Annotated in this window: 26 protein-coding genes and 1 riboswitch; of the genes, 1 reads left to right on the top strand and 25 read right to left on the bottom strand. The window is 45.1% G+C overall.

Annotation, left to right across the window (positions count from 1 at the left end):
• Positions 1-50: 50 nt before the first annotated feature.
• The 11 genes from CHH91_RS06510 to CHH91_RS06460 form a co-directional block, all read right to left on the bottom strand.
• The gene (locus CHH91_RS06510; protein ID WP_176465702.1) at positions 51-725 is read right to left on the bottom strand and encodes a flagellar brake protein; all 675 of its coding nucleotides are present in this window, start codon (positions 723-725) and stop codon (positions 51-53) included.
• An 85-nt stretch (positions 726-810) separates the two neighbouring features.
• Positions 811-2,160 (bottom strand): germination protein YpeB, encoded by a 1,350-nt coding sequence (gene ypeB / locus CHH91_RS06505; RefSeq protein WP_095222646.1) that lies wholly within the window; start codon positions 2,158-2,160, stop codon positions 811-813.
• A gap of 15 nt (positions 2,161-2,175) precedes the next feature.
• Complete coding sequence (gene sleB, locus CHH91_RS06500; protein WP_095222645.1) at positions 2,176-3,009, bottom strand: spore cortex-lytic enzyme; 834 nt, start codon at positions 3,007-3,009, stop codon at positions 2,176-2,178.
• Between the two features lie 108 nt (positions 3,010-3,117).
• Positions 3,118-3,786: a glutamic-type intramembrane protease PrsW gene (gene prsW / locus CHH91_RS06495; protein WP_095222644.1), complete on the bottom strand. Its 669-nt coding sequence runs from the start codon at positions 3,784-3,786 to the stop codon at positions 3,118-3,120.
• 100 nt (positions 3,787-3,886) lie between these two features.
• The gene (locus CHH91_RS06490) at positions 3,887-4,849 is read right to left on the bottom strand and encodes an asparaginase (RefSeq protein ID WP_095222643.1); all 963 of its coding nucleotides are present in this window, start codon (positions 4,847-4,849) and stop codon (positions 3,887-3,889) included.
• A 14-nt stretch (positions 4,850-4,863) separates the two neighbouring features.
• A complete protein-coding gene (locus CHH91_RS06485; RefSeq protein WP_095222642.1) occupies positions 4,864-5,841 on the bottom strand; it encodes a YpdA family putative bacillithiol disulfide reductase in 978 nt (325 codons plus the stop codon).
• Positions 5,842-5,929: 88 nt separating this feature from the next.
• Positions 5,930-7,204, bottom strand: a complete 1,275-nt coding sequence (locus CHH91_RS06480; RefSeq protein WP_095222641.1) for a Glu/Leu/Phe/Val family dehydrogenase — start codon at positions 7,202-7,204, stop codon at positions 5,930-5,932.
• Between the two features lie 159 nt (positions 7,205-7,363).
• Positions 7,364-7,945 carry a genetic competence negative regulator gene (locus CHH91_RS06475; protein WP_095222640.1) on the bottom strand — a complete coding sequence of 194 codons (582 nt, stop codon included), beginning with the start codon at positions 7,943-7,945 and terminating at the stop codon, positions 7,364-7,366.
• A 194-nt stretch (positions 7,946-8,139) separates the two neighbouring features.
• Entirely contained in the window at positions 8,140-8,439 is a 300-nt protein-coding gene (locus CHH91_RS06470) for a hypothetical protein (protein WP_095222639.1), read from the bottom strand.
• A 26-nt stretch (positions 8,440-8,465) separates the two neighbouring features.
• Positions 8,466-9,986, bottom strand: coding sequence for a RecQ family ATP-dependent DNA helicase (locus tag CHH91_RS06465; protein ID WP_095222638.1), 1,521 nt, complete (start codon positions 9,984-9,986; stop codon positions 8,466-8,468).
• On the bottom strand, positions 9,983-10,981 hold the full coding sequence (locus CHH91_RS06460; RefSeq protein ID WP_176465701.1) for a YpbB family protein: 999 nt from the start codon (positions 10,979-10,981) through the stop codon (positions 9,983-9,985). Before CHH91_RS06460 ends, CHH91_RS06465 begins: the two co-directional genes overlap by 4 nt.
• 101 nt (positions 10,982-11,082) lie before the next feature.
• On the opposite strand from CHH91_RS06460, the gene CHH91_RS06455 reads away from it, so the two are divergent.
• Entirely contained in the window at positions 11,083-11,331 is a 249-nt protein-coding gene (locus tag CHH91_RS06455) for a ferredoxin (RefSeq protein WP_095222807.1), read from the top strand.
• Positions 11,332-11,345: 14 nt separating this feature from the next.
• Here CHH91_RS06455 and CHH91_RS06450 read toward each other — a convergent pair whose 3' ends face one another.
• The 14 genes from CHH91_RS06450 to CHH91_RS06385 all read right to left on the bottom strand — a co-directional run bounded on the left by CHH91_RS06450 (position 11,346) and on the right by CHH91_RS06385 (position 23,628).
• Positions 11,346-11,876, bottom strand: a complete 531-nt coding sequence (locus tag CHH91_RS06450) for an ECF transporter S component (protein ID WP_095222636.1) — start codon at positions 11,874-11,876, stop codon at positions 11,346-11,348.
• Entirely contained in the window at positions 11,876-12,265 is a 390-nt protein-coding gene (locus CHH91_RS06445; RefSeq protein ID WP_095222635.1) for a DUF4430 domain-containing protein, read from the bottom strand. Before CHH91_RS06445 ends, CHH91_RS06450 begins: the two co-directional genes overlap by 1 nt.
• Positions 12,266-12,339: 74 nt before the next feature.
• Positions 12,340-12,518, bottom strand: a riboswitch (cobalamin riboswitch).
• A gap of 14 nt (positions 12,519-12,532) precedes the next feature.
• A complete protein-coding gene (locus CHH91_RS06440; RefSeq protein WP_095222634.1) occupies positions 12,533-14,293 on the bottom strand; it encodes an ATP-binding protein in 1,761 nt (586 codons plus the stop codon).
• Positions 14,293-15,009 carry a response regulator transcription factor gene (locus CHH91_RS06435; protein ID WP_095222633.1) on the bottom strand — a complete coding sequence of 239 codons (717 nt, stop codon included), beginning with the start codon at positions 15,007-15,009 and terminating at the stop codon, positions 14,293-14,295. Before CHH91_RS06435 ends, CHH91_RS06440 begins: the two co-directional genes overlap by 1 nt.
• Before the next feature lie 26 nt (positions 15,010-15,035).
• Positions 15,036-16,193, bottom strand: coding sequence for a c-type cytochrome biogenesis protein CcsB (gene ccsB / locus CHH91_RS06430; protein WP_095222632.1), 1,158 nt, complete (start codon positions 16,191-16,193; stop codon positions 15,036-15,038).
• Positions 16,193-17,728: a cytochrome c biogenesis protein ResB gene (resB, locus tag CHH91_RS06425; RefSeq protein WP_176465700.1), complete on the bottom strand. Its 1,536-nt coding sequence runs from the start codon at positions 17,726-17,728 to the stop codon at positions 16,193-16,195. The genes ccsB and resB overlap by 1 nt, the downstream gene beginning before the upstream one ends.
• 17 nt (positions 17,729-17,745) lie before the next feature.
• The gene (gene resA, locus CHH91_RS06420; RefSeq protein ID WP_095222630.1) at positions 17,746-18,279 is read right to left on the bottom strand and encodes a thiol-disulfide oxidoreductase ResA; all 534 of its coding nucleotides are present in this window, start codon (positions 18,277-18,279) and stop codon (positions 17,746-17,748) included.
• Positions 18,280-18,335: 56 nt separating this feature from the next.
• Complete coding sequence (locus tag CHH91_RS06415) at positions 18,336-19,076, bottom strand: pseudouridine synthase (RefSeq protein WP_095222629.1); 741 nt, start codon at positions 19,074-19,076, stop codon at positions 18,336-18,338.
• Positions 19,077-19,140: 64 nt separating this feature from the next.
• Entirely contained in the window at positions 19,141-19,674 is a 534-nt protein-coding gene (locus CHH91_RS06410; protein ID WP_095222628.1) for a spore maturation protein, read from the bottom strand.
• The gene (locus tag CHH91_RS06405; protein ID WP_095222627.1) at positions 19,671-20,264 is read right to left on the bottom strand and encodes a nucleoside recognition domain-containing protein; all 594 of its coding nucleotides are present in this window, start codon (positions 20,262-20,264) and stop codon (positions 19,671-19,673) included. The genes CHH91_RS06410 and CHH91_RS06405 overlap by 4 nt, the downstream gene beginning before the upstream one ends.
• Positions 20,258-21,313, bottom strand: a complete 1,056-nt coding sequence (locus CHH91_RS06400) for a D-alanyl-D-alanine carboxypeptidase family protein (protein WP_095222626.1) — start codon at positions 21,311-21,313, stop codon at positions 20,258-20,260. Before CHH91_RS06400 ends, CHH91_RS06405 begins: the two co-directional genes overlap by 7 nt.
• A 100-nt stretch (positions 21,314-21,413) precedes the next feature.
• Entirely contained in the window at positions 21,414-22,274 is an 861-nt protein-coding gene (locus CHH91_RS06395) for a superoxide dismutase (RefSeq protein WP_483372388.1), read from the bottom strand.
• Positions 22,275-22,319: 45 nt separating this feature from the next.
• Entirely contained in the window at positions 22,320-22,892 is a 573-nt protein-coding gene (gene scpB / locus CHH91_RS06390; RefSeq protein WP_095222625.1) for an SMC-Scp complex subunit ScpB, read from the bottom strand.
• Complete coding sequence (locus CHH91_RS06385) at positions 22,876-23,628, bottom strand: segregation/condensation protein A (RefSeq protein WP_141234135.1); 753 nt, start codon at positions 23,626-23,628, stop codon at positions 22,876-22,878. Before CHH91_RS06385 ends, scpB begins: the two co-directional genes overlap by 17 nt.
• Positions 23,629-23,751 lie beyond the last annotated feature (123 nt).

Here is a 23,751-nt window from a genome sequence, read left to right as displayed (position 1 = left end):
TAAAACCTAATAAAGCATAACACAGGAAAGCGGCTTGGTCTATTTGAAGTCTACCTGATTCGGACCCCTTTTTTCCGCTGTTCCCGCTGACGCTCAAAGCAGAAACGGATGATTGCTTGTCTGTCCCGTTCCTTGATTTCATCGAACTGAATGCTGGCGATTATTTTGCCGGATTTCTCATTACGGACGATTCGAATGATATTTCCTGAGGCTGTCAGAAAAGCAGGACCCTCTTTCTGCAGGGAGTAGGCAATATACAGCGTTACGTTCATTCCCTCCTTGAATCCATGCTTCTCAGGCAGCAGCAAAGACAGCCCCCCTCCGCTTATATCAAGTGTAATGGATGAAATCGGGGATACACCAGCTTCGTTGCTGTGAAGAGCCACATCCGTACTCGTCATAATTCGCACATATTGGCGGCGCTGAATCTTCCGGATAGCATCTTCCTTCGGCATTGATAGTTTCAATGCCGGAACTTTCAGCATTTCTCTGCCCATTATTGATGTTCCGAATGTAAATGCATTCTCGTCTTCTGTCACATATAATGCTTTAAAAGCAGTACCGACTGGAAAAATATCTGTCCGTTTTGTCTGTTCGTTTACCGGATAATCGATATAAATCGCATCTTCTGCCAAATCGATTACTTTGGCCCGATATCGCAGCCATTCGTCCCGATTTAATGTATCTGTTTTCTCTAATACTAAAGTACTACCGATTTTCAGCAAGCACCTCGCCTCTTCCCTTGAATCGTTCTTTCTTCCTATTATTACAAAAATATTCAAAAAGGGGAAGGCTGTTTGCCATTCCCCTTTACGTACTTTGCAGAAAACGTGCTTCTGTTGTTGTTTGTTTCTCGATTTCTTCTTCTTTTCCTGTATCGGCATTTACATAAATTCGGTAAGTTTCGTCATTTCTAGTACCCATTATTTCATAGACAAGTGTTTCTTCATGGGTATCGTTCTCGATCAAAGCAAGATGCGTCTCCTGTACCTGAACATTTTGATTCAGTTTTTCTGCTGCTTGGTCTTCTGTAAGTTTTGGTTCCTGTAAATCACGCTCATGGTGATTCATAAAATAGTCACGGGCATTATAGCCTAGGATATCTCCATTATCGAGAGCTACTTTCACTTGGACAATATCTGCATAAATACGAACGTCGTTTTGGACAGGTACAAAGAAGAAGATACCGACAGAATCATACTGGCTGCTCTGCACCATTTCCATATCCTCCAGTTTCTGCTCTTCCAAGAAGTCCTGTGCCTTTTGCTGGGCATCGTGCAATCCCAGCTTTGGCTCCTCCCGATCACGCTGCATCATTAGTGTAAGAATGTGACCGCCTTTTTGACTGATATCTGCATAGCCGCTTTCGCCATCCTTTTGATAGGAGAGACTATATAGAGGTACATCAGATCCTTTACCCGATTTTCCGCCTTCTATGCCGCTTATCGTATTCAAATCAAAAGCTTTTGCAGCAACTGTCTTTGCTTGTTTTTGATTGATTCGTTCACCGGTCACGCCTTCAAATTTATGCTCTTCATTGGAGGCTGGCAATGCACCGTTATTGAAATCTTTTTCGTCAGAAAATCCTCCTGAGGTATCATCTACATTTTTAAAGCTTGAAATGATGGTATTATCTGAATGATCTGGTTCATCATCTGATAACGCAAGCTCCACATCAGTCCAGTGCAGGTTATCTCCCAGAACTGTATTTTGGACATTCCGCAGCTCATCTTTAATTTGCCCCGCATTATCATGCAGCTTCTCCAAGCGCTCCATTTCTTCTTCAGACAATGGTTCCTTGTCCAAATCCCGGACAGCTGTTTTGTACGTAAAATCACCAATGTTCGTTAAAAATTTCTCTGTTTTTTCAAACGGTAAAAGTGCTAATGGAAGCTGGCCGACGTCTGTATGTGCTTCAGATGATAAACGCCAGATTTCCGCTAATTGTGGGGAAAGGGAATCTCTGGAGTTCATTGCCAGTGTCGCTCCGATCTTATCGTGCAGCGTATCAATCCGATACGTCAGCTCGTGGAAAGAACGCTGATAATTATTCTCTGCTTGCATCTTGATATCATTCTTTTCCTGGCGTTCATTATAGCCCCAAAAAGCTGTTCCTGTGAGTGCCAAAGCCAGAACGCCGATAATAACCCATTTGTACATCCTTCGCTCTCCTTTCTACATACAGAAAATGTGTTCACCGATCGTTTTAATCTGAGGTCTGCCCCAAATCCATGGCGAAGTTGCCGTGTTTGGGTTGAAGTAATAAATGGCTCCTCCGGAAGGATCCCAGCCGTTTATTGCATCCAATACTGCTTGTTCCGCTGTTTCATCGGGTGTCAGCCATATTTGGCCATCTGCAACAGCTGTGAAAGCTCTCGGTTCGAAAATGACACCAGAAATGGTGTTGGGGAAAGAAGGATCTTCCACCCTGTTCAGGATGACTGCTGCTACTGCTACTTGCCCAACATACGGTTCTCCTCGCGCTTCTCCATGGACAGCATTAGCCATTAGTTTAATATCATTCTGAGAATAGCCATTTGGAACATTGACTGCAGACGTAGTTGGAGCATTAGAATTAGCATTATTACCGCCTCCGCCTCCATTACCACGCTTCTTCACCTGATTTTCCTGCGGTGTTCCACCATAATAAGTGAATGTATTACCTTCTTGAATCTGACGCATAACGAAAGCTTTGTCGTACTTCGTCATGGAAACTAGCTTGTCTTTCGCCTGCTGGCCTGCAACACCGTCAATCTCCATTCCGAATTCATATTGAAAATTACGAAGTGCCCAGTACGTGCTCCACCCGAAAACACCATCAATTGTTTTATTGTAGTACCCTGCATATTGTAAGCGAGCTTGCAGTTCCACTACGTCGTCACCTGTGGCTCCATGCTGGATCACCTGATCGGAAAAGGCTTTAGTCTCTACAGGTGCCGATAGGATTGCGCCTATCAATATCAGACCGGCACATAACAATTTGCAAAGCCGAAACTTTTTACTTTCCATCTGTCTTTTTCCTCCAACCTAACTATGATCTGATACCGATAGCTTTCTTCTCGTGTGCTCATATTATGCAATAAAAAAAGAGCCAGGCAGATTCACTGCCTGACTCTTTTATTTCGTTGTATGTATCTGTTCAATAGGATGCTGAATTGCTGATCGCACCTTACGAAGTCCGATTATCCAAAGGATGATCATGAAGGGAACCAGTACGTAAATCCAGTTGAATGTAACAATCAGTAAAATATAATCGTACAATCCGTGCAGCAAAAACGGGATCAGCATCGCTCCGAAAATACGCATACGAGGATGATAACTGCCGAATTTAGCTCTTCCGAGATAATATCCCATCAGCACTCCAAAAAGAGCATGGGAAGAAACCGGGAAAAGTGCCCGAGTGAAGGCATAGTCTACCCCATGCGCAAATAAGTAGAGTACATTCTCCACCGTAGCAAAGCCCAAGCTGATACTGACACCATAAATGATCCCATCATATACCGAATCCATCTCAGTGTGCCGGAAAGCTGTGTATAGGAAGATGAACCATTTGAAGAACTCTTCCATGAATCCGACAGTGAAAAATGAGTAAACGATCGGATGCGTGCTTAATCCTTCAGCTTTCATCGCATATTGGATGAACATGATAGGAAAAACAAGCAGAGCGCCATATAGGAAAGTCCGCAGTACCATGCTGAGCGGCTCGGGCTCCAGACGATCCTTCAAATAGAAGAAGGTGAGAAGCGCGAGGGCTGGCGCAATAGCTGCGGAAAGGATGGTAAGCATGATAGCACCTCTTCCAACTAACAATCTTCCTTTATCGTACCATGTGGTCTATTTTTTTGGAATATGTTACTGGAAAGAAACAGGAAATAATTCCTGCGGTCTATATAAGCCTGTCGGTCTGATCAGATGCCAAAGCAACGGCAAGCTCGATACGGGCTTTCTTACTATCTTGATCCTTTCCTAACAGAACACCAGCCTTATACAGATCATAGGCACTTCCCTCATAATCATATGTCGTATAAACATTACCTTCTTCAGAAGCAGTCGTTAGAATGATTTTGATACCATCCTGTAAGGCTTGAAGGATTTCTTCTTTCATTTTTGGAGCTACTTGTCCTCGCCCAACGCCCTCTAAGACAATGCCTTTCACCCCTGCTTCACGCGCTGCTTTAAGAAATTTGCCGTCCGCCTGCAGATAGCACTTGATAATATCCACGTCAGGAAGCCTGCTTTTCAGCTCATACGTATTCCGTTTGACCGGTTTTTGATAGAGATACACTTTATCATTGTCAATAATACCTAAATAACCGAACCCGAAAGCATTGAAGCCTTGGATATTGGAGGCATGCTCTTTTTTAACATATTTTGCTGGGAAAATACGCTCATTGAAGACAACAACAGTCCCGCAATCCAACAATTGGTCATCAAAAGCTGTCAGAACAGCGTGGCGCAGGTTGATGAACACATCAGAACCAAGTTCGTGGATAGCACGCTGAGAACCTGTGACTACAACTGGACGGGCATCCGCTATGGTCAAATCAAGGAAATAAGCCGTTTCCTCCAGCGAATCTGTGCCATGTGTGACAACAACCCCTTGGACTTGCGGATCCTTTAGCTGCTGTTCGATTATTTCTTTTAATGACAGCAGGTCATCAAACGTAATGTGCATACTCGGTTTCTGAAGTGCACTTACCACTATGACTTCGATATGATCCGGCAGATCAATCTGGCTGCGCAGTTCCTCACCCGTCATTTCACCGGATGTAAGTTTCCCGCTTTCTTCATTCGGAACACTGGCAATTGTGCCGCCAGTAGTGATCAATACAACTTTCCCTTTTTTCATCTATTTTCTTCCTTTCAGTTACGCGAAGCAATGGATTGGGCAATCTGTCCACCATGGAAACGTCCATTTTCGATGAATACTTCGTTGTTATTATTCCCAGCTGCGATTACTCCCGCAATGAAAATACCCGGTACGTTAGACTCCATTGTTTCCGGATCATAGTCAGGCTTTCCTGTTTCTGGATGAATGGAGATACCCATGCTTTGCAGCAGCTTCAAGTCGGGCCGGTACCCAGTCATCGCAAAAACGAAATCAGCGTCGACTGATTGAGTCTCGCCATCTGCTTCATAAATAACCTGTGTATCGGTGATCTCTTTAATATGTGCATTGAATCTATGGTCGATGTATCCATTACGAGCCAATGATTCGTATTCTGGGAGGATCCAAGGCTTTACACTTTTGGAATATGTACTGCCGCGATAGAGTGCAGTAATATTCGCTCCTGCTTTATGAAGTTCTAACACAGCATCGACGGCGGAATTTTTCCCGCCAATTACCGTCACATTTTTACCGAAATAAGGATGAGCTTCTTTAAAATAATGGAATACATGCGGCTGATTCTCACCAGGCACATTCATCAAGTAAGGCTGATCGTAGTATCCGGTTGCTACAATAACATAATCTGCTTTATAGTGTTTTTCTTCCTCCTTCATCGTCTTCGTAGTTAACGTAAAGTCATGAACACTTCCAGACACTTGCATCACTCGCTCAAAAGTATGTATACGCAAATTCTGCCGCTGAGCCACTGTTCGATAATAAGCCAGCGCCTGGTTCCTGACTGGTTTCTTCATTTCGGTTACAAATGCGATGTCGCCTACCTCCAGCCGCTCACTGGAACTGAAAAAGGTTTGATGTGTAGGATAATTATAAATCGAATTAACGACATTGCCTTTTTCGATAAGAAGCGGTTCGATACCAACTTTTTGCAGCTCAATTGCTGCGGATAATCCGCATGGACCGGCTCCTATAATGATTGCTTGTTCTTTATGCATTGTACTGCTCCTTTCTATCCCTCTTCCCGAGAAAAGAGAAAGCTCTTATCCTTTTTGCTTCAGGATAAGAGCATAATTTCCAATATGATTAGATCCAGCCTCTGAATCTGGATGCTTCCGCCATTTTCCGGACACCTACCATGTATGCAGCCAGCCGCATATCGACCCGTCTAGTTTGTGCAGTCTGGTATACATTTTGGAACCCTTTCAGCATCACTTTCTCTAATCTTTCTTCTACTTCCTGCTCCGTCCAATAAAAGCCCTGGTTGTTCTGCACCCATTCAAAATAGGAGACCGTCACACCGCCTGCCGATGCAAGCACATCCGGAACTATCAAGATACCGCGTTCTGTCAGGATCTTGGTCGCTTCAAACGTTGTCGGTCCATTTGCAGCTTCAATCACAATCTGAGCTTTAATTTTATGTGCATTATCTTTGGTGATTTGGTTTTCTACCGCAGCTGGTACAAGTATATCGCAATCAAGCTCCAATAATTCCTGGTTGGAAATTGTGGACTTGAACAAGTTGGTCACTGTTCCGAAGCTGTCCCTTCGATCAAGCAAATAGTCGATATCCAGGCCATCCGGGTCATGAAGCGCCCCGTAAGCATCTGAAATACCGATTACCTTCGCACCAGCTTCGTGCATGAATTTAGCTAGGTAACTGCCAGCATTTCCGAAGCCTTGAATGACAACACGCGCTCCTTCGATTTTGATGCCTCGCTGCTTGGCAGCTTCCTTCAAGCAGATTGTCACGCCTTTAGCTGTAGCTGTTTCCCTGCCATGTGAACCTCCCAATACAATCGGCTTTCCGGTGATGAACCCTGGATTGTTGAATTCATCCATCCTGCTGTATTCGTCCATCATCCATGCCATTATCTGAGAGTTGGTCATCACATCCGGTGCTGGTATGTCTTTCGTCGGACCGACAATCTGACTGATTGCCCGTACATATCCACGGCTGACACCTTCCAGCTCCCGAAAACTCATTTCACGGGGATCACAGATGATACCGCCTTTACCGCCTCCATAAGGTAAGTCGACGATACCCGCTTTCAGACTCATCCAAATGGACAATGCTTTTACTTCATTCTCACTCACTTCCGGATGGAAACGAACGCCACCCTTGGTTGGACCAACTGCATCGTTATGCTGAGCCCTGTACCCTGTGAATATCTTCGTACTGCCATCGTCCATTCGAACTGGAATACGGACTGTCATCAACCGTACTGGTTCTTTCAGTAATTCATAGACTTCCTCAGGATAGCCAAGTTTCTGCAAAGCCGTTTGTACGACCCTCTGTGTCGATTCTAATACGTCCTTATGCTTGTTGTTGGTAGATTCCGCAGCGTTGTCGGCCACTATTCTGTACCTCCTAAATGTTTCCCCATCTTGTTTAGCGATATTACCACATCAAATCTTCCCCTCCATTCTAACAAAAAAGCAGCCAGATGGATAATGAGAAACATGTATTTAATCAAAAATCAAAAAGATACCGGCAGATGCTCCGGTATCTTCGGCAACTTATGCAAAATACGTGCAGATCTGCCGTATTGCATCCTTATCGAAAATCTTTTTGCCGTATTCATTCAGCCGAACCGAGGTGACAATACTCGGGTTAGCGAATTCCGACATGACTGCAATCAGGTTTTCCCGCGCCGCAGGATGGAGCAGCGTTCGAATTTCCATATAGTAAAGATCGTTCATAAAGTACACAGCGGCATCTTCAATGCCGATTTGGTCCAGCTGACGTGAAACGCTGATGATGTCCTCAAAATCTGTGAATGAGAAGATAAGCTCCCTGCTTTCGTCAAGTGTCACTTTCATCTCGATATAATCCTCTTCTTCTTCGAAGTCTTCCGTCTGTGGATACTGTGTTACGATGATCTGCATCCCTTGTGCTTGAAGAATATGCACTTGAACAAGAAGTGTGCCTTCCAATTCAAAGCCCAATTCATCGCTTGCTTCATACATCATATCGTGAAAAAGCTGATGAACGCCTGGAAGATCATGCCACAGATCTTCTTTAGTCAAGCCTCTCTCGATTAAATCGTCGAAGGTAAGAAAGATCTTGAATTGATTTAATGAAACGCGCTCTAACTTCATCACTTTTCCCCCTTGGATGCCATTCTAGATATAGATAGCATATGATTCGCTTTATGTTTTGTACGCGGCACCCTCCCAATGGGAGCGTCCATTTTCGTGATAGTTTACAACCTCGAACAGAAAGGATTTGTACGTATAGTTAGTATATTAATCTTTGAGTTAAAAATACCCTTGTTGTCCAAACTGAAAACGGACTAAAATAGGGCTGGTATCGACAGCGGCACATCTGTGTACAACAGAATAAATCCTATTACTGCCAGCACGATGACCGTCAGGAGGATGAACCTGGCAATACCTCCATTCCAGCGCAGACGGAAGCTTGTCCGCTGTCCGTCATGGACTGTCCGGCGTGGGGGTAAATTAAGAACATCGATACGCTGAACTGCTGGTTCCGATTCTTCTTGATCTGGTTTAAATTCCTCGGCACCCGGAGACTGTGTCACGGATGCCACCAGCTCCTCCAGATTCTGATCCTTCTCTTCTGTCTTTACCATGAAGTGTCCATCCTTCCATTTCCTTTTTACTGCTGCAGGAGGTGATACAGCTGCTCCCGCCAGCCAGTACGTTCCGGCTGTGCATTCGTCAAACCTGCCTGCCATTCCGCAAGGGTATCACCGCAATTATCACAGCATCTGCCTTTTGCTGGGCGCACTTCAGACTGAAAGTCAGCAAAAAGCACTTGGCGTCTGCATGTATCTGTATAAACCCATTCCTTCATACGCTGCAGCTGCTTCAGCTTATGCCTTTTCCTGTCTCCAACAAACTTCTCTATCTGGTTAAGGAATTCCTTCCAGGCATTTGCCTTATAATGCAGATGATTTACCTTAACTATATCATGTTTCTCCATTTGATAAAGTAAAAATCGCCATTGCGTCTCACTAATCGGAATATGCTGGATGAGCAGCTCGTAAGATGGAAGTTCTGTCTGACCTGCTTTTACGCGCTGATAAAGGAAACGCAGCATTTGCTGAATCGAAGCTTGCTCTGGAAGGTCCTGCTCAATCAGATGGATGGGTATTTGCCAATCGCCCGGACTATAAAGAACAGCACTTACACTTTCCTCGCCATCACGTCCAGCTCTGCCGACCTCCTGAATGAAAGATTCCTTATCACTTGGCAAATGATAATGAACGATCAGACGAACATCTTCTTTATCCACTCCCATACCAAATGCACTCGTACAGCAAATGATCTGCAGCTGGCCGGCAAGGAACTGCTGCTGGATCAATATCCTGTCTTCATTCTCCATGCCTCCGTGATAGTAAGCACACGGCATGTCCGGCATATTTGCCCGAATGATAGCTGCCGTACTTTCGGCCATATTCCGGCTTGAAAAATAAATGATTGTCGGAGCTTGAATCTTTCTCAGCAAGGCTAGCATCGTTTCATTCTTTTCCTGCTGGTCCTGTACTTCCTTGACGAAGTAAGAGATATTTTCCCGATCCATCGGATAGATATGCTTATCCATGTCCAGATCCCCAAGCAAATGCTGAATATCCGCTTGGACTTCTGGAGTAGCAGTTCCCGTCAATGCAAGAACTGGCGGACTGCCCAGGTTTCTTATCACTTCTGCCAAGCGAAGGTAATCCGTCCGGAATTCCTGCCCCCACTGCGAAATACAATGGGCTTCATCCACTACAAACAATTGAATATGCAGTGTCTGCAGACGATTAATCAGGAATTCGTTTTGCAGCATCTCCGGAGAAACATACAGCAGATCGTAATGCTGAAGTTTCCGCATGATCTGCTGCTTGTCTTCAAAATCGAGAAAACTATTCAGTGCAGCCACTCGCTTGAAACCTCTGGCACGCAGCTGCTTCACTTGATCTTCCATCAGAGACAGGAGGGGAGAAACAACAATGACTTGTCCGCTCCGCATGAAAGCAGGCAGCTGATAACAGATAGATTTCCCCGTTCCTGTCGGCAAGACTCCCAATGTATGATGGTTCGCTAGGACACTGCCCAGTATTTCCTCCTGCCCAGTACGGAACTGATTGTAGCCATAGAACTTCTGCAATGCCTTTTGCAAATCTGCTTTCATGCTTTCACCTCCTGTTCTTTCCGTAATGCTAATGCCAATCTGATCTGAAAATAATCATATTTCCCTTCCAGCAAAGCATGTATTTGTTTTAGTTTGTTTGTACCAGCCTGCATAGCGCTCGCTAAAATGATACTGGCATCGTTATCGGAAATGAATTTACTGGAAAGTGCTTCTCCATCTATCCAAGTGATTTCCACAATATGATCTTTAATTGTGTTCTCTGACAAACCTCTGACTAAAGCGATTTGCTCTACTGACATACCACGCTCAAGCATTGTCCGAGTCTTTTGCGCAGTAGTTGTGATGGAACGGATCTGCTGCTGTGGTCTATCCATGAGTGCAGCAAGATATGGATAAGCTGCCCCATCGCTCTCAGCATGCTGCAAAAGATGGTGGACAGTCGACGTCTGATATAGGAGCACATCTGTTTCATGCACGTGATATTTTTCTGCCAGCTGAACAGTAGTCAAGCCGATATGATGGTAGCCGGTCATTCGGTCAACGAATAAATCTGCCTGTATTTGCGGCAGCTTCCCGAGCAATCCATATAGCTCCTTATATACTCCGTTTCGCCAATCTTCCAAGTGATGCTGTTCCTGTCGATACAACTGCTTTATCCAATGTTGGATAGCTGGGTTATCCGTTACAGGAATATACTGCTTCTCCTCTTTCGCTAGATTGGAAAGCAGTTGAACGAGCAGAAGCAGCCGATATAAGAATGGCTCTGTTTGAGTCTGATAGGTCATACCATTGAAATATGGCAGATTTTTTAGTATATCTTGGCTTTCTTCCTGCATGGCATCCTCGGCCACCTGGTCGAAAAACTGTCTGGATAGCTTCGGATAGATGCCAAACAGATGGGTAAGACCGTACATATGGGCATCCTGCAATGTTTGGGCGGAACGCTTGCCTTGCAGAAGATGATAGATGGACGCCGAACTCCGTTCATGCCTGATGGGCTGAGCGGCATGTATGATGATAGAAGCCAGAAGCATGGCAATCAACCTTTCTGTAAGCTTGTATTCCGTTTCGGGACGCGCTACACTTAGTATAAAGCAAGAAGCAGCTTTGTTGAAAGCGGAAGGGGGAAAGCGGGATGGCAATGTATACATATGTCGATCAGGATACTTGTATCGCCTGCGGTACATGCGGAGCTGTCGCGCCCGATGTATACGATTATGATGATGAAGGTCTGGCATTTGTCCTGCTCGACCGCAATACTGGTACCTTTGCTGTACCGGAGGAATTGCAGGAAGATGTAACAGAGGCATTTGAAGAGTGTCCGACCGAGTCGATTAAACTAAGTGATTTGATTATCGCAAAAGAAGCATTATCCCATATATGAAGAACCACTTCCCTTTAAGAGGAAGTGGTTCTTTTTCCTTCTGCAGGAATCCACTTGCTGAACAGCTTTCGCAGAACAGGGTACAAAATGAAAAAGAAAATTCCATTACCGATTGCATGCATCGTATCGAAACTAAGACCAGCAAGATAGTACGCCAGAAAATGTTCCATTATGAATACATTCGGCAGTGATATCAAGATGCCATATACATAGCCTGTAAAAACGCTGGCAGCCGTCATGACAATTAGTGGCGGGTCATTCCATAGCTTGCCTATCAGTCCGAATGTCAGACCAATCAATCCCCAAGCGAGCATCTGCCACAATGTCCATAATCCCATACCCAAGATCATATTGGATAAAAGCGTGGACAAAACAGCAATAACAACACCTGCAGCCGGACCAAGCAAAAGCGAACAAATGATGATAACACTCGTCAACGGCTGCATATTCGGCAGAAACGGAAACAGCACATTCGCATATATCCTGCCTACCGCAGCAAGTGCCGTCAGCATTGCCAGCAGCGTCAGCTTACGTGTTGTAAACATTAAGTTGCTTGAAGATCGAAGACGACTTCATCGCCGTCTTTCAATTCAAGCTCATTCGCTCCGACTTGTGACATTTCCCCATTAACCGTGAAAAGCCAGTATTTATTGGCATTTTCATCCTGGGAATGGCCATCAATTGCCGTGATGAATCCACCATCTTCCTCGATTTCAAAGTTCTCTTTCATTACATCCAAAAGATTGTCGCCTTCCTCGAAGCTGACTTCCTTGGATGAAATCTCTTCTCCATCTTCAGATAAGGTGATAGTGACCTGCTGTTCGGTCTTCTGCTCTGCCTGCTGGTTTTGCTGCGGCTGTTCGGTCGTCCCGCAGCCAGCCAGTATGCCTGCTGCCAGCAATAAGGCAGATAACATATGTAATACTTTTTTCATAAAAAAATCCTCCCTTTTAATAAAGGAAAGAGCATCAGAAGCTGCCGCTCCAACCGCTCAGTCCTCGAAGCGGTGAAACACAAGCACACAGGGCAGGTCTGCTGACTGATACCTTCATCTACTAAGAACCCTTCCCATCGAATAGGACAGTGGATATGTTCTTTTCGGCGGTAATCACAGCTGCGAGGACAGTCACGGAATCACACCGTGTTCCCTATCAAGTCTGTTCGACACCTTGTACGCTTTGATTCAGCTTATTTTATCATATTATGTCAGGTTTGTATCCTGAGGGAGACGAATAGTAAAGGTTGTTCCCTCACGCAGTTTACTCGTCACTTTGATAGTACCATTGTGAGCTTGAATGATATTTTTAGCGATAGCAAGTCCTAAGCCATTTCCGGTTTTAGCGGTTTTTCTTGTTCTCGATTTGTCGGCCTTGTAGAATCGTTCGAATACAAAAGGCAAATCTTCTTCCGGTATCCCGCTCCCAGAGTCTTTGACGATTATAACAAGCTGATCTTTATCGTCGGATACCAATACCTGTACAGCACCTGCATGCTCTGTATGGGTTATGGCATTATCAATCAAATTCGTCAGTACTTGCTCCAGTGCATCAGGCGCAAAATGATAGGTGCGTTTATCCACTGCATTGACGAGCCCAAGTTTGATTTCCCTTTCATCGGCCAAGCCTTGGAACTTACGAACAATCCGCTCCAGGAAAGGATTTATTTCTACGTCTTCCATCACGAGATTTGTATCGCCTGCTTCCATCCGAGCAAGGTCAAGCAGCTGATTGACGAGTCTGCCGATTCGCAAAGATTCATCGTGGATGATTTGAGCCAGCTCGTTTTTTGCTTCGACTGTATCGGCGATATCATCGATGATTGCTTCACTATAGCCTTGCAGTAAGGAAATCGGAGTGCGCAGTTCATGCGTGATATTCGTTATAAAATCTTCGCGAAGCTTATTCAATCTTCGTTCCTGTGTCATATCCCGAACGACAGCAACCGCACCGCGAATAGCTGCATCATCATAAAGGGGTGTTGCTATAATCACCCATTCGCGTCCCTGGATCGTCACCTCTCGTGTAACCTCCGATGCAGTTGAGACAACACTTTCCATGATCTCAAGCCAGACACCTGGCACTTCATGAAATGTTTCGCCATTCTCAAACTGCCAATCATGGATAAATGCTTCAGCCGGCGGATTCGTCACGGTTAGTTCACCCTGCCGATTGATCATGACGACGCCATCCACCATGGCATTTACAACACGGGCAAGATGCTCTTTTTCCTGGCTTAGTGCATTGATATTGAATTCCAGCTGTTTACCCATCTTGTTCAAAGCAGTTGCCAGCATGCCTATCTCGTCATGTGTAACGACAGGCACTTCTGTCCCGAATTCACCTCTGGCGACGTTCAGTGCTGCATCCTGCATTTTAATCAGTGGTTTCGTGATTCTGGATGATAGGAAAAAGGCAAACACGGTTGTCAGCACGAAGGCGATCCCTGCTCCTAAGAGGATGATCTGTGTCGTCTGATTACCTGTCTCTTTTACGACAGATAGTGATTGATAGACATAGACCGCACCAGAACCATCCTGCAGCGGTGTACCGACAACGATTACGCTTCTATCGGTATTAGGCAGAATTAGCTGCTTGGATACATCTTCACCATCGGTTACAGCCTTATTTAATGTATCATCATTCAGCAGCCATTGCTGGTCAACATCAGGCAATGGCTCCGCCTCATCTGGATTTGATATCCAAAGCTCATCATTCTGTAGGATAGCTATGCGGGAATTCGGGTCCTGCACACGTTCTGCTGTATCATATACAGTATTTCGGTCATCGATTTCTTCCAGTAAAATGGACACCTTCGTAGCTGTCTGCATAAGGCTTTCTTCGGCCTCTTCAATATGGAAATTACCAAAAAACTCCAGCAGCAAAAAAGTAAGCAGACCAAGGACGACTGACACAAGAACCAGGATAGTCAGCCATAACTTGTTAACAACACTTCCCCACAGCATCAGCTTTTATCCGCTTCGAATTTGTATCCGACACCCCACACTGTCACAATCATGCTAGCAGCTTCTTCTGAAACCTTGCTTAATTTTTCACGTAACCTTTTGACATGTGTATCTACTGTACGCAAGTCTCCGAAGAACTCATATTTCCAAACCTGTTTGAGCAGCTCTTCTCGGCCGTACACTTTATCTGGTGTCGAAGCAAGGAAGTGCAGCAATTCATATTCCTTTGGTGTCAATGTAACTTCCGAATTATCCGCCGTCACACGGTGGGCATCCTTATCGATAGTAAGATGGGAGAATACAAGCAAGTCCTTCGCTTTTGCATCGGTATGCAAATATTTAGTCGTGGAAGACCGTCTCAATAGTGCTTTTACACGCAGGACGACTTCACGAGGACTGAAAGGTTTCACGATATAATCATCCGCACCGACTTCAAAGCCTTCTACCCGGTCAGCTTCTTCCCCCTTGGCTGTCAGCATGATGATCGGCGTGCCTTTTTCTTTGCGGATCTCCTGACAAACCTCTATTCCATCCTTGCCGGGCATCATGACATCCAATAGGATAACATCATAGTCTGTCTCGTTTGCCATTTGAAGTCCCTGGTCTCCGTCAGCGGCTTCATCAAGCGTGTAGCCTTCCTTCTCCAGATACATGCGCACGAGCCTGCGGATTCTTTCTTCATCGTCTACTACAAGAATATGTGCTTCTGTTTCCATGGTCCTTCCCCTTTTCTCTTTTTATGTTAAGCATACGCGTGTAATCCAACGATAAGCAAATTTACTGCCAGCAAATTGAACATGATGATACAAAAGCCGATCACTGCGAGCCATGCTGATCGTATGCCCTGCCAGCCTCTCAGCATACGTATATGTAAATAAGCAGCATAGAAAAGCCACGTAATCAGCGCCCATACTTCTTTGGGATCCCAGCCCCAAAAGCGATCCCATGCCTGCTGGGCCCAGATCATCGCAAAGATAAGCGCACCAAGTGTGAAGATAGGAAAACCGACTGCTACAGAACGATAGCCGATATCATCCAGCATATCCTTAGGCATTCTGCGCACTAGCGGCTGCAGTGCTGCTCCGATTCTCTTTTTAGTAAAGAGACGAATGAGAACATAAAGTACACAACCAGCGAGCAAGGACAAGCAGATTGTATTTAGCTTCATTGCCGCATTTTCACCGCGCAGCCAGTCGGGAACAGATATACCGATCGGAAATGGTGAGGATATCGAATCATTTGGAACAAAGACAGGAGGCAGCTGATAGATGATGCTTGCCTCTGCTGTCGTCACACTAGCAGTATATCCGAATGTTCGGAAAAGAATAGCAAGCAGCATGTAGCCTGCAACTGATAATATAACAACGATTATGCTTTCAATCAGCCATACCCTCTTATGCTGTTTGTCTTGATTCGTTTCATGCAGGATATAAAGAAACCCAGCGAAAAAGCTGACAGCAAGTACGGCTTCCCCTAGTGCAGCCGTTGTTACATGAATATACAGCCAATGACTTTGCAGCGAAGGCACAAGCGGTGCTACTTCCCGCGGAAACATGGCTGCACATCCAATGATCAGTATACTGATAACCAATGCCGTTACCGCTAAAATCGGGTAGCGGTAAAACCGATACATAATCAGCAGAACCAATATGAGCATCATGCCAAAGAAGGTCATGAATTCAAATAAATTGCTTACCGGTGCATGTCCGCTGTACACCCATCGAAGGATGAAAAAACCGAGCTGTGCAATCCATCCGGCAGCAGTGACAGACCAAGCAATCCGCTCAATAAGGTCATGCCTATGCTTTGCCGCTGACCATGTGAATAAGATGATACCAAGCAGGTAACTGATAAAAGCAGCTTCCAGCAAATGACCGCTAATGATAGATAACTTTTCCATCAGCTGCTCTCTCCTTTATCATAATTGTAGAAAATACTATCCAATTCTCTTTCAAAGGAGGACGCATGCTTATTCGTATGTCCTGCAATAAGATAGGAGCCATCAGGTTGTCTTTGAAGCCAGATCCTGCGATGCTGCCAATAAAGTCCCTGGACAAGACCGATCATGAATATGAGTCCTCCGAGCAGGAATACTGGTAAAGTCAAATCGCGTTTCACGGACAATCCAGTCACATTATGCGTATCATAATCCACTGCACGTACGTTGTATTTGTTCGTTTCTGTCTCCGAAACAACCTCATCAATTGCTATGAAAAGTCTTTGCGTATTATCGCCTTCTGAAATATCAAAAACGAATGCAGGATTTCGAGGGTATTTAGATGCAGTAGTCATTTTGTCCCCGTCCAATTGATAGTCCGGATAATAATCAACTAATGTTGCTTGAAGACCGTTATCAAGCGTATAATTCGCTTGGGGATTATCGGTATCGACTTTAAAATCAGCTGATATACCTTCTTCATTTTCAGCGCGGAGAGACAAACTGCTGAACTCATTCAGCTGATAGCCTGATTGATAGATCGTAAACCCAGCTGCTTTGACTGGATGGTTAACGGACACCTTCAATTGTGTCAATACCCTTAAACCAGGAGTATCACCGGCTATATGATCCTCACCTTCATAAACAATGATATCTGTTGTGAAGCTTTTCGGGATCGACCTGCCTTCTTGTTCGATAGCAGCTTTGAACTTTGGATCATCCTTATCGTATGTATCGACATTGAATTGTTCATTTTTGATAAACAATGATTGATCGGTATCGGGCACTACCGCTGTTTCACCATCCCTTATCCATACAAATTCATCTTGATAAAAATAAGGAAACAGCCTAAGGAAAGCTGCCAGCAGCACCAGGAGCAGACCGATATGATTCACATATGGACCCCACCTGGCAAACCTGTTTTTCTCAGCCAGATAATCCTGTCCATCTTGGCGGATACGATAACGTCTTGCCCGTATTTGCTTTAACAAGATCTCATGATCACTGATTTCCAAATTCCGAACATACACTTGACTTATCAGGAAATGTTTCTTGCGCTTCACTGGCTGCAGCTTCAATGCACGGTACAAAGGGGAAAAACGGTCGATACTGGCAATCAGGATACTTGCACCAAGCATCCCGAGGAGCGTCATATACCACCATGAGCTGTATAACTGATCAAAACCTAATGCATAATACAGACTTCCGAAGTTGCCATATTCTGATTCGTAAAATTCCTGAGCCAGTCGATCAATAGGTATGTATGCCCGCTGCGGAAGAATGGTGCCGAGCGCCGTTGCAAGCAAAGTCAGGAAGAGGATATACATACCGTTCCGCACAGATGCGAAAAAACGCCAAACCTTGTCGATCATCGTCTGGTTGCGCTGCTGGGAGCGGCGGTCTGCATTTTCATAACGCATGTCCATTTTTTCGTTTACGTAGCTTCCGCAATGGTCGCACTTTTCGTTTTCATGCTTACATTTAGAACATTTCTGCACAAACATCGCCTCTTTTCTCAAGGCACAATCTCATCTAAATATTCCTCCAGCCGCTCCGTTTCCAACGGCCCATAAACAGTCCTGCTGACTGTTCCATCTGCTGAGATGAAAAACGTAGCCGGCAGCGCATCTACTCCATATGCTTCCATCACTTGTCCATTATCCTGCAAAATTGGAAAAGTAAGATCATACTGCTTTCGGAAACGATCAATGACAACGCTGCTTTCGTCCACATTGACAGCAGCAAGAATCACATCTTTGTTTTCATATGTATCGGATGCCTCTTCGAACAAAGGCATTTCCTGCTTGCAAGGCTCGCAATAAGTTGCCCAAAAATTGATTAGGACACCTTTGCCGCGCATATCAGATAGTTTGAACTCTTGGCCAGTCCGCATATCCGTCAGCTTGAATTCAGGTGCCTGTTGTCCTTCTCCTACCTTTTCTGCCTTTCCTTCTCCCAACAGCTGCCAGCACGCTGTCAAAACAAGGCCAGCCAGTAAGACAAGCACAGTCAGACGTACAATGAAACGCCTCTTACGAATAGGTGTCATGTATCCTCACCTCTTTGCCAAGTATAGCATCTCTTCCAGCCAGCAATTTTGACAAATTATTTACTTTTTTCTTTGTATTCCATTTTGAACCGATGTACTTCTTCTGGTGTCAGCTTACGATATGCACCTGGCTGAAGCCCTTCAAGTGTCAAGAAACCATATCTTTCGCGCTTTAGCTTCTGAACAGGAAATTGAATTCTTTCCATCATTTTTCTCACCTGGCGATTGCGTCCTTCATGCAGGATAATTTGAACAAGGCTTGTATTCTTCTTTCTGTCAGCACTCATCAGCTTCGCATAAACAGCTTTGCATTTATGTCCGTCAATCATAATGCCACGTTTCAGCTGTTTTAATTCATCCGGGGTAGGTATGCCTTTGACTTTGGCAACATACACTTTGTCGATCTTCTGGCTTGGATGCATGAGCATATTGGCAAACTCTCCGTCATTCGTCAGAAGCAGCAAACCTGATGTGTCATAATCAAGACGGCCAATTGGATAGACTCTTTCCAATACTTCCGGCATCAAGTCGAGCACTACTTTCCGGTCTTTCTCATCCTGCACGCTTGAAATGACGCCGCGTGGTTTGTAAAGCATATAATAGACAGACTTTTCCTTTTCAAGCGGTATTCCATTTACTTCTACAGTGTCTCTATCGGTCACTTTGATACCAAGTTCCTTCACAACCTTGCCATTTACCTTGACTTTGCCTTCCAAAATCATCGTCTCGGCTTTTCTTCTTGATGTAATCCCGCTGTGGGCAATTACTTTCTGCAGGCGTTCTGCTTGTTTATCCATTTACTGATCCTCACTTTTTATCATCAGGAACAAAAGAAAGAGCGTTAACGGTTGTCAACGCCTCTCATGCTCCGAATATAATCGTTACTACTATTATTGATGCCATTATACCAATAACATCAGCCAACAGTCCAACTTTTAATGCATCCCCCATCTTACGGATACCGACGGCACCAAAATAGACTGTCAGTATATAAAAAGTGGTATCCGTACTTCCCTGTAGCACGGAAGCCAATCTGCCAATGAAAGAGTCCGGACCATGGGTTGCAATCAGTTCTGTTGTCATTCCGAGTGCTGCTGTTCCGCTGATCGGCCTTACGAGTGCCAGCGGGACGATATCAGCAGGCATTCCGATAAAGCTCAGAAAAGGTGTAATCAGGCCGATAATGGCATCCAATGCACCAGAAGCCCGAAGAATCGCAATCGAGACTAGCATTCCGAGCAGAAAAGGGAGTATCGAGATAGCCAAACCGATACCTTCCTTGCCGCCATCCACAAACAGTTCGTAAGTCGGCAGTCGTTTCGCAGTCGCGATAGTTAGTACAACAAGTATGAGACAAGGAATGATCCACATACTGGCGGTAGTAAGCAGACTCATACATGCCGCTCCTTCCGTCTCCTGATTTCATAAAAGAGCCTATCAATCAGAATGGCTCCAATGAAAGAGATGATCGAAGCCAGTAAGGTAGCGCTGACAATCTCGGTCGGTGATTGCGAATCATATTTCATCCGCACAGCAAGCACGGTCGTTGGAATCAGTGTCAAACTGGATGTGTTGATAGCCAGGAAGGTTATCATCGAACGGCTCGCTTTGGGGCTGCCGCTTAGCTTCTTCATCTCTTCCATCGCTTTTATTCCCATAGGTGTCGCTGCATTTCCCAAACCAAAGAAATTAGCAGTCAGGTTGGACAGGATATATCCCATTGCCGGGTGATCCTTCGGAATGTCTGGAAACAACCTGGCAATGAACGGCTTGGACAGTCGTACCAGACCTTTTAAAAGTCCGGCGGCTTCTGCTATCTTCGTCATACCGAGCCAAAACACCATCACACTGATCAAGCTGATGGCAAGTACGACTGCATCATCTGCACTTTTGAATATTGCCTTATTCACTTCATCCATCGTCCCATTGATCATGGCATAAATAATGCCTCCGATCGCCATGATTGCCCAAATATAATTCACCATAAGCGGACACCCGCCAGATCGTCAAACACTTGCTTTGTCTTACCGGCCAGTGTCGGGTTCTCTGGAACTGCGAAGATCGGCACTGTACCGATTTTCTTTTCATCCAGATAATAAATATCCGCACCTATCTGCTGGTTTTCTTTTTGCTTGTCCTGTTTCAGAAGCTGTGTCTTCGTATGCGCTTGTTTCTTCTCCTGTTCGGAAAGCGGATAGATTAGGGAAGTGCCTGTCCCAGACTGTTTTAGCTTGGTAAGCTCAAATTCATCGAATCCCCATTCAAAAAGATTCATATGATCCTGCCAGTCATCCGGGTCATTTATCGTAACAACCACCAGTTCCATTCCATCTTTTTCAGCGGTACTAACGAGTGTCCGACCTGCCTTTTTCGTGTAACCTGTCTTACCGCCGGTAGAGTATTCGTAATAACGCGTGAGCATTTTATTTTTGTTTCCCCAGGCATACATCTTGGTATCTGCTTTATATGTTTTCGTTCCGCTGATCTTACGGAATGTCTCATTTTGCATCGCATACTTCGTCAATAACGCCATGTCATAAGCGGAACTGTGATGTGTCTCTGTATCCAGGCCGTGCGGATTATCAAAATGGGAATCCTGCATGCCAAGCCATGCCGCTTTCTCATTCATCAAGTGGGTAAACCCTTCTTCACTGCCGCCCACATGTTCAGCTATGGCTACGGCTGCGTCATTTCCGGATCGAAGCATTAGCCCATAAACAAGATCTTTTAACGGGATTTCCTCTCCTTCCTCTAGATAAATAGAGGATCCCTCCGTATATACAGCATTTTTGCTGATATGGACCTCTTCATCCATCTTTCCAGATTCTATCGCGATAATAGCAGTCATGATTTTTGTGATACTGGCGATTCTTTTCGGCTCAGATGCGTTTTTTTCATATAAAACCCTGCCAGTAGAAAGCTCCATCAGAATTGCTGCATCTGCAGATACGCCAGGTTTTGCGGCCGCTTGCCCTGGCAGGAGCATCGCACAGAGGATTATGGCAGTCATTACAACCAGAACGCGCTTGAACATGTTTCAAACCCTCCCTTAATCATCTATCATCAGTGTATGCACAGAAGACAAGCTTATGAATAAGTGAAAAACCCCTATCCTTATTGGATAGGGGTTTTTCTTAAAATGGTGCCCAGTTCACTTGCTTGGCAGTTTGGAATCTTTGGGCGACATTCGCCCAATTGACGACGTTCCACCAATTTTCCACGTACTTCTTTTTCTCTGTTTTATACTGCAGATAATAGGCATGCTCCCACATATCCAAGACTAACAAAGGAATAGTATCTGCCAAACTGAAGTGCTGGTGCTTTTCAAGCGTCTGAATAGCTAAGTGGTGCGACCTGGGCTCCCAAACAAGAATGGCCCAGCCGACCCCTTCCACACTGTCAGCAGCCTTTGAAAACATTTCCTTGAACCTCTGGAAGGAACCAAAGTCTCTCCGGATCTGCTGCGCCAGCTGTCCGGAAGGTTCTCCGCCGCCATTAGGCGACATATTGTACCAGAAAATCGTGTGGAGGAAATGACCAGAACCATGGAAGGATTGCTCTCTTAAATAATGCTTATAGTCCGAGCTGGTTTTGTTCCCCCGATTCAGGTAAAGCATTTCTTCTGCTTTATTGAGACCATCAACATAGGATTGGTGGTGTTTTGTATAATGCAGTTCCATGATTTCCCTGCTGATGTGCGGCTCCAGTGCATCAAAGCGGTAAGGAAGCGGCGGAAGTCTGTGCTGCCCCCAGCTGACACTATTCTGGCGGCTGGCCTGCCCTACCCGGGCTGCAATCCTCTCTGCATCCTGACGAAACTGCAATACTGCCTCCTGTGCAATATTTTCGGAGTCTAAAAGCTTATGCTGCAAATTATGCTGCAGCTCACGAAGGTCGGCTTCCCATTCCTGTATTGAAGTCTCCCCCACATGTACTTGCATTGCCTTGCTCCATTCCAGCAATGCTTCCAGATAATTTCTGTTGTTCAAGATCACTCACCTCGCCCTAGCATATGTGCCCATCCAGCTAAGGGAATCTTGTCAATTCGATTCGGCAGGGAAATCTTCGAAGAACAGGTCTGCGGCTCCTTCCGGGTCATCGGTTCCTTCCGGCAGAGGAGGCAGATCATCCAATGTATGCAAACCAAAGTAAGCAAGGAAAGCAAGTGTCGTAACATATAAAATCGGTCTGCCTATACCTTCCTTACGGCCGCTTTCTTCTATGAAACCTCTGGCAACAAGTGTCTGAATCGGCCTCTCGCTTTTAACCCCACGCACTTCCTCGACCTCGACTCTTGTGATTGGCTGTTTATAGGCTATGATAGCAAGCGTCTCGAGCGCTGCTTGAGATAATTTGCTGTTTTGCGGCGAATCCAGCAATTTCCGATGATAAGCTGCATGCTCTGATTTGGTTGTCAGATGGTAGGCACCTTTCATTTCCATGATGGATAAACCGCGATCTGGAGATTCGTAGGCTTCCCTCAGAGCTGCTAATTCCTTTTCAACTTCTTTTTCTCCTATTTCCAATGCATGCATGAGCTGTTTTTTTGTCAACCCTTCATCTCCAGCTGCAAACAATAGCCCTTCCAAAATACTGTTATACGGTACTTCCATCGTGCATCCCCATTTCAAATACGATTAACTCATCAAAATGCTGTTTTTGCTTACAGAAAATCTGCTGTTTTTTCATCAATTCCAATATAGCCATAAAGGTAACGACGATGTGCTGCTTCGTCCGTTCCGGAAATAATTCGAAGAAATCGACCCCTTCTTTTCTGGCTTTAACAGATTGCAGCACTTCTCCCATCCGATCCTCCAGCATAATTTCTGCGCGCTGAATTTTCGTATCGAGCGGCTGACTCCATTCCCTTCTGCGGAAAACACGCTGCAAGGCAGCTACCATATCATAAACAGTAACTTCACCTGGCTCGAGCGGTTTCAGTTCCGGCTTGTCCGGAAGCGGAGCCGGCGGCCGCGTATAAAGCTTGTCAGCAGACAGCTCTTTCTCTTTCAAATCTTCTGCTGCTTCCTTGAACTTACGATATTCAATCAAGCGGTTCATCAGCTCATCCCGTGGGTCTTCTTCCTCCATCGCTGATTCTTCATCAAGTGTTGCTTGATTCGGCAAAAGCAGCTGGCTTTTCATAGCCAGAAGCGTTGCCGCCATCACCAAATATTCACTGGCAATGTTCAATTCCAATTGCTGCATCGTATGTATATAGTGCATATATTGCTCGGTGATCACAGCCACCGGTATATCATAAATATCGATTTCGTATTGATTAATCAAATGCAGGAGCAGATCGAGCGGGCCTTCAAATCCATCCAGTTTCACACTGTATCCTTGCACAAAATCTCCTCCTTCCGAAAAAAGTTCACTACCGCCCATACCCTGACTAACTTTCCGTCATACCTTATACCGTAAGATAAATGTTCAGACATCTGGCTTTTATCTGAGTCTTAACTTATAAAG

This window comes from Virgibacillus sp. 7505, assembly GCF_002272135.1.
Lineage (GTDB): Bacteria > Bacillota > Bacilli > Bacillales > Amphibacillaceae > Terribacillus.
Note: the sequence above shows the minus strand (reverse complement) of the source record. Positions and strands in the feature narration are given on the sequence as shown.

What these genes read in the sequence shown, in the direction of transcription:
- CHH91_RS06455 (WP_095222807.1), top strand. Translation starts at nt 11,083, where the DNA reads ATGGCAATGTATACATATGTCGATCAGGATACTTGTATCGCCTGCGGT.
- CHH91_RS06405 (WP_095222627.1), bottom strand. Translation starts at nt 20,264, where the DNA reads ATGGTGAATTATATTTGGGCAATCATGGCGATCGGAGGCATTATTTAT.
- prsW (WP_095222644.1), bottom strand. Translation starts at nt 3,786, where the DNA reads ATGCTTACCATCCTTTCCGCAGCTATTGCGCCAGCCCTCGCGCTTCTC.
- CHH91_RS06490 (WP_095222643.1), bottom strand. Translation starts at nt 4,849, where the DNA reads ATGAAAAAAGGGAAAGTTGTATTGATCACTACTGGCGGCACAATTGCC.
- CHH91_RS06475 (WP_095222640.1), bottom strand. Translation starts at nt 7,945, where the DNA reads ATGAAGTTAGAGCGCGTTTCATTAAATCAATTCAAGATCTTTCTTACC.
- sleB (WP_095222645.1), bottom strand. Translation starts at nt 3,009, where the DNA reads ATGGAAAGTAAAAAGTTTCGGCTTTGCAAATTGTTATGTGCCGGTCTG.
- CHH91_RS06465 (WP_095222638.1), bottom strand. Translation starts at nt 9,986, where the DNA reads ATGAAAGCAGATTTGCAAAAGGCATTGCAGAAGTTCTATGGCTACAAT.
- CHH91_RS06445 (WP_095222635.1), bottom strand. Translation starts at nt 12,265, where the DNA reads ATGAAAAAAGTATTACATATGTTATCTGCCTTATTGCTGGCAGCAGGC.
- CHH91_RS06440 (WP_095222634.1), bottom strand. Translation starts at nt 14,293, where the DNA reads ATGCTGTGGGGAAGTGTTGTTAACAAGTTATGGCTGACTATCCTGGTT.
- ccsB (WP_095222632.1), bottom strand. Translation starts at nt 16,193, where the DNA reads ATGGAAAAGTTATCTATCATTAGCGGTCATTTGCTGGAAGCTGCTTTT.
- CHH91_RS06485 (WP_095222642.1), bottom strand. Translation starts at nt 5,841, where the DNA reads ATGCATAAAGAACAAGCAATCATTATAGGAGCCGGTCCATGCGGATTA.
- CHH91_RS06415 (WP_095222629.1), bottom strand. Translation starts at nt 19,076, where the DNA reads ATGGATAAACAAGCAGAACGCCTGCAGAAAGTAATTGCCCACAGCGGG.
- CHH91_RS06410 (WP_095222628.1), bottom strand. Translation starts at nt 19,674, where the DNA reads ATGAGTCTGCTTACTACCGCCAGTATGTGGATCATTCCTTGTCTCATA.
- CHH91_RS06470 (WP_095222639.1), bottom strand. Translation starts at nt 8,439, where the DNA reads ATGGTAAAGACAGAAGAGAAGGATCAGAATCTGGAGGAGCTGGTGGCA.
- CHH91_RS06435 (WP_095222633.1), bottom strand. Translation starts at nt 15,009, where the DNA reads ATGGAAACAGAAGCACATATTCTTGTAGTAGACGATGAAGAAAGAATC.
- CHH91_RS06400 (WP_095222626.1), bottom strand. Translation starts at nt 21,313, where the DNA reads ATGTTCAAGCGCGTTCTGGTTGTAATGACTGCCATAATCCTCTGTGCG.
- CHH91_RS06450 (WP_095222636.1), bottom strand. Translation starts at nt 11,876, where the DNA reads ATGTTTACAACACGTAAGCTGACGCTGCTGGCAATGCTGACGGCACTT.
- ypeB (WP_095222646.1), bottom strand. Translation starts at nt 2,160, where the DNA reads ATGTACAAATGGGTTATTATCGGCGTTCTGGCTTTGGCACTCACAGGA.
- resA (WP_095222630.1), bottom strand. Translation starts at nt 18,279, where the DNA reads ATGACACCTATTCGTAAGAGGCGTTTCATTGTACGTCTGACTGTGCTT.
- scpB (WP_095222625.1), bottom strand. Translation starts at nt 22,892, where the DNA reads ATGGAAGTACCGTATAACAGTATTTTGGAAGGGCTATTGTTTGCAGCT.
- CHH91_RS06460 (WP_176465701.1), bottom strand. Translation starts at nt 10,981, where the DNA reads ATGCTTCTGGCTTCTATCATCATACATGCCGCTCAGCCCATCAGGCAT.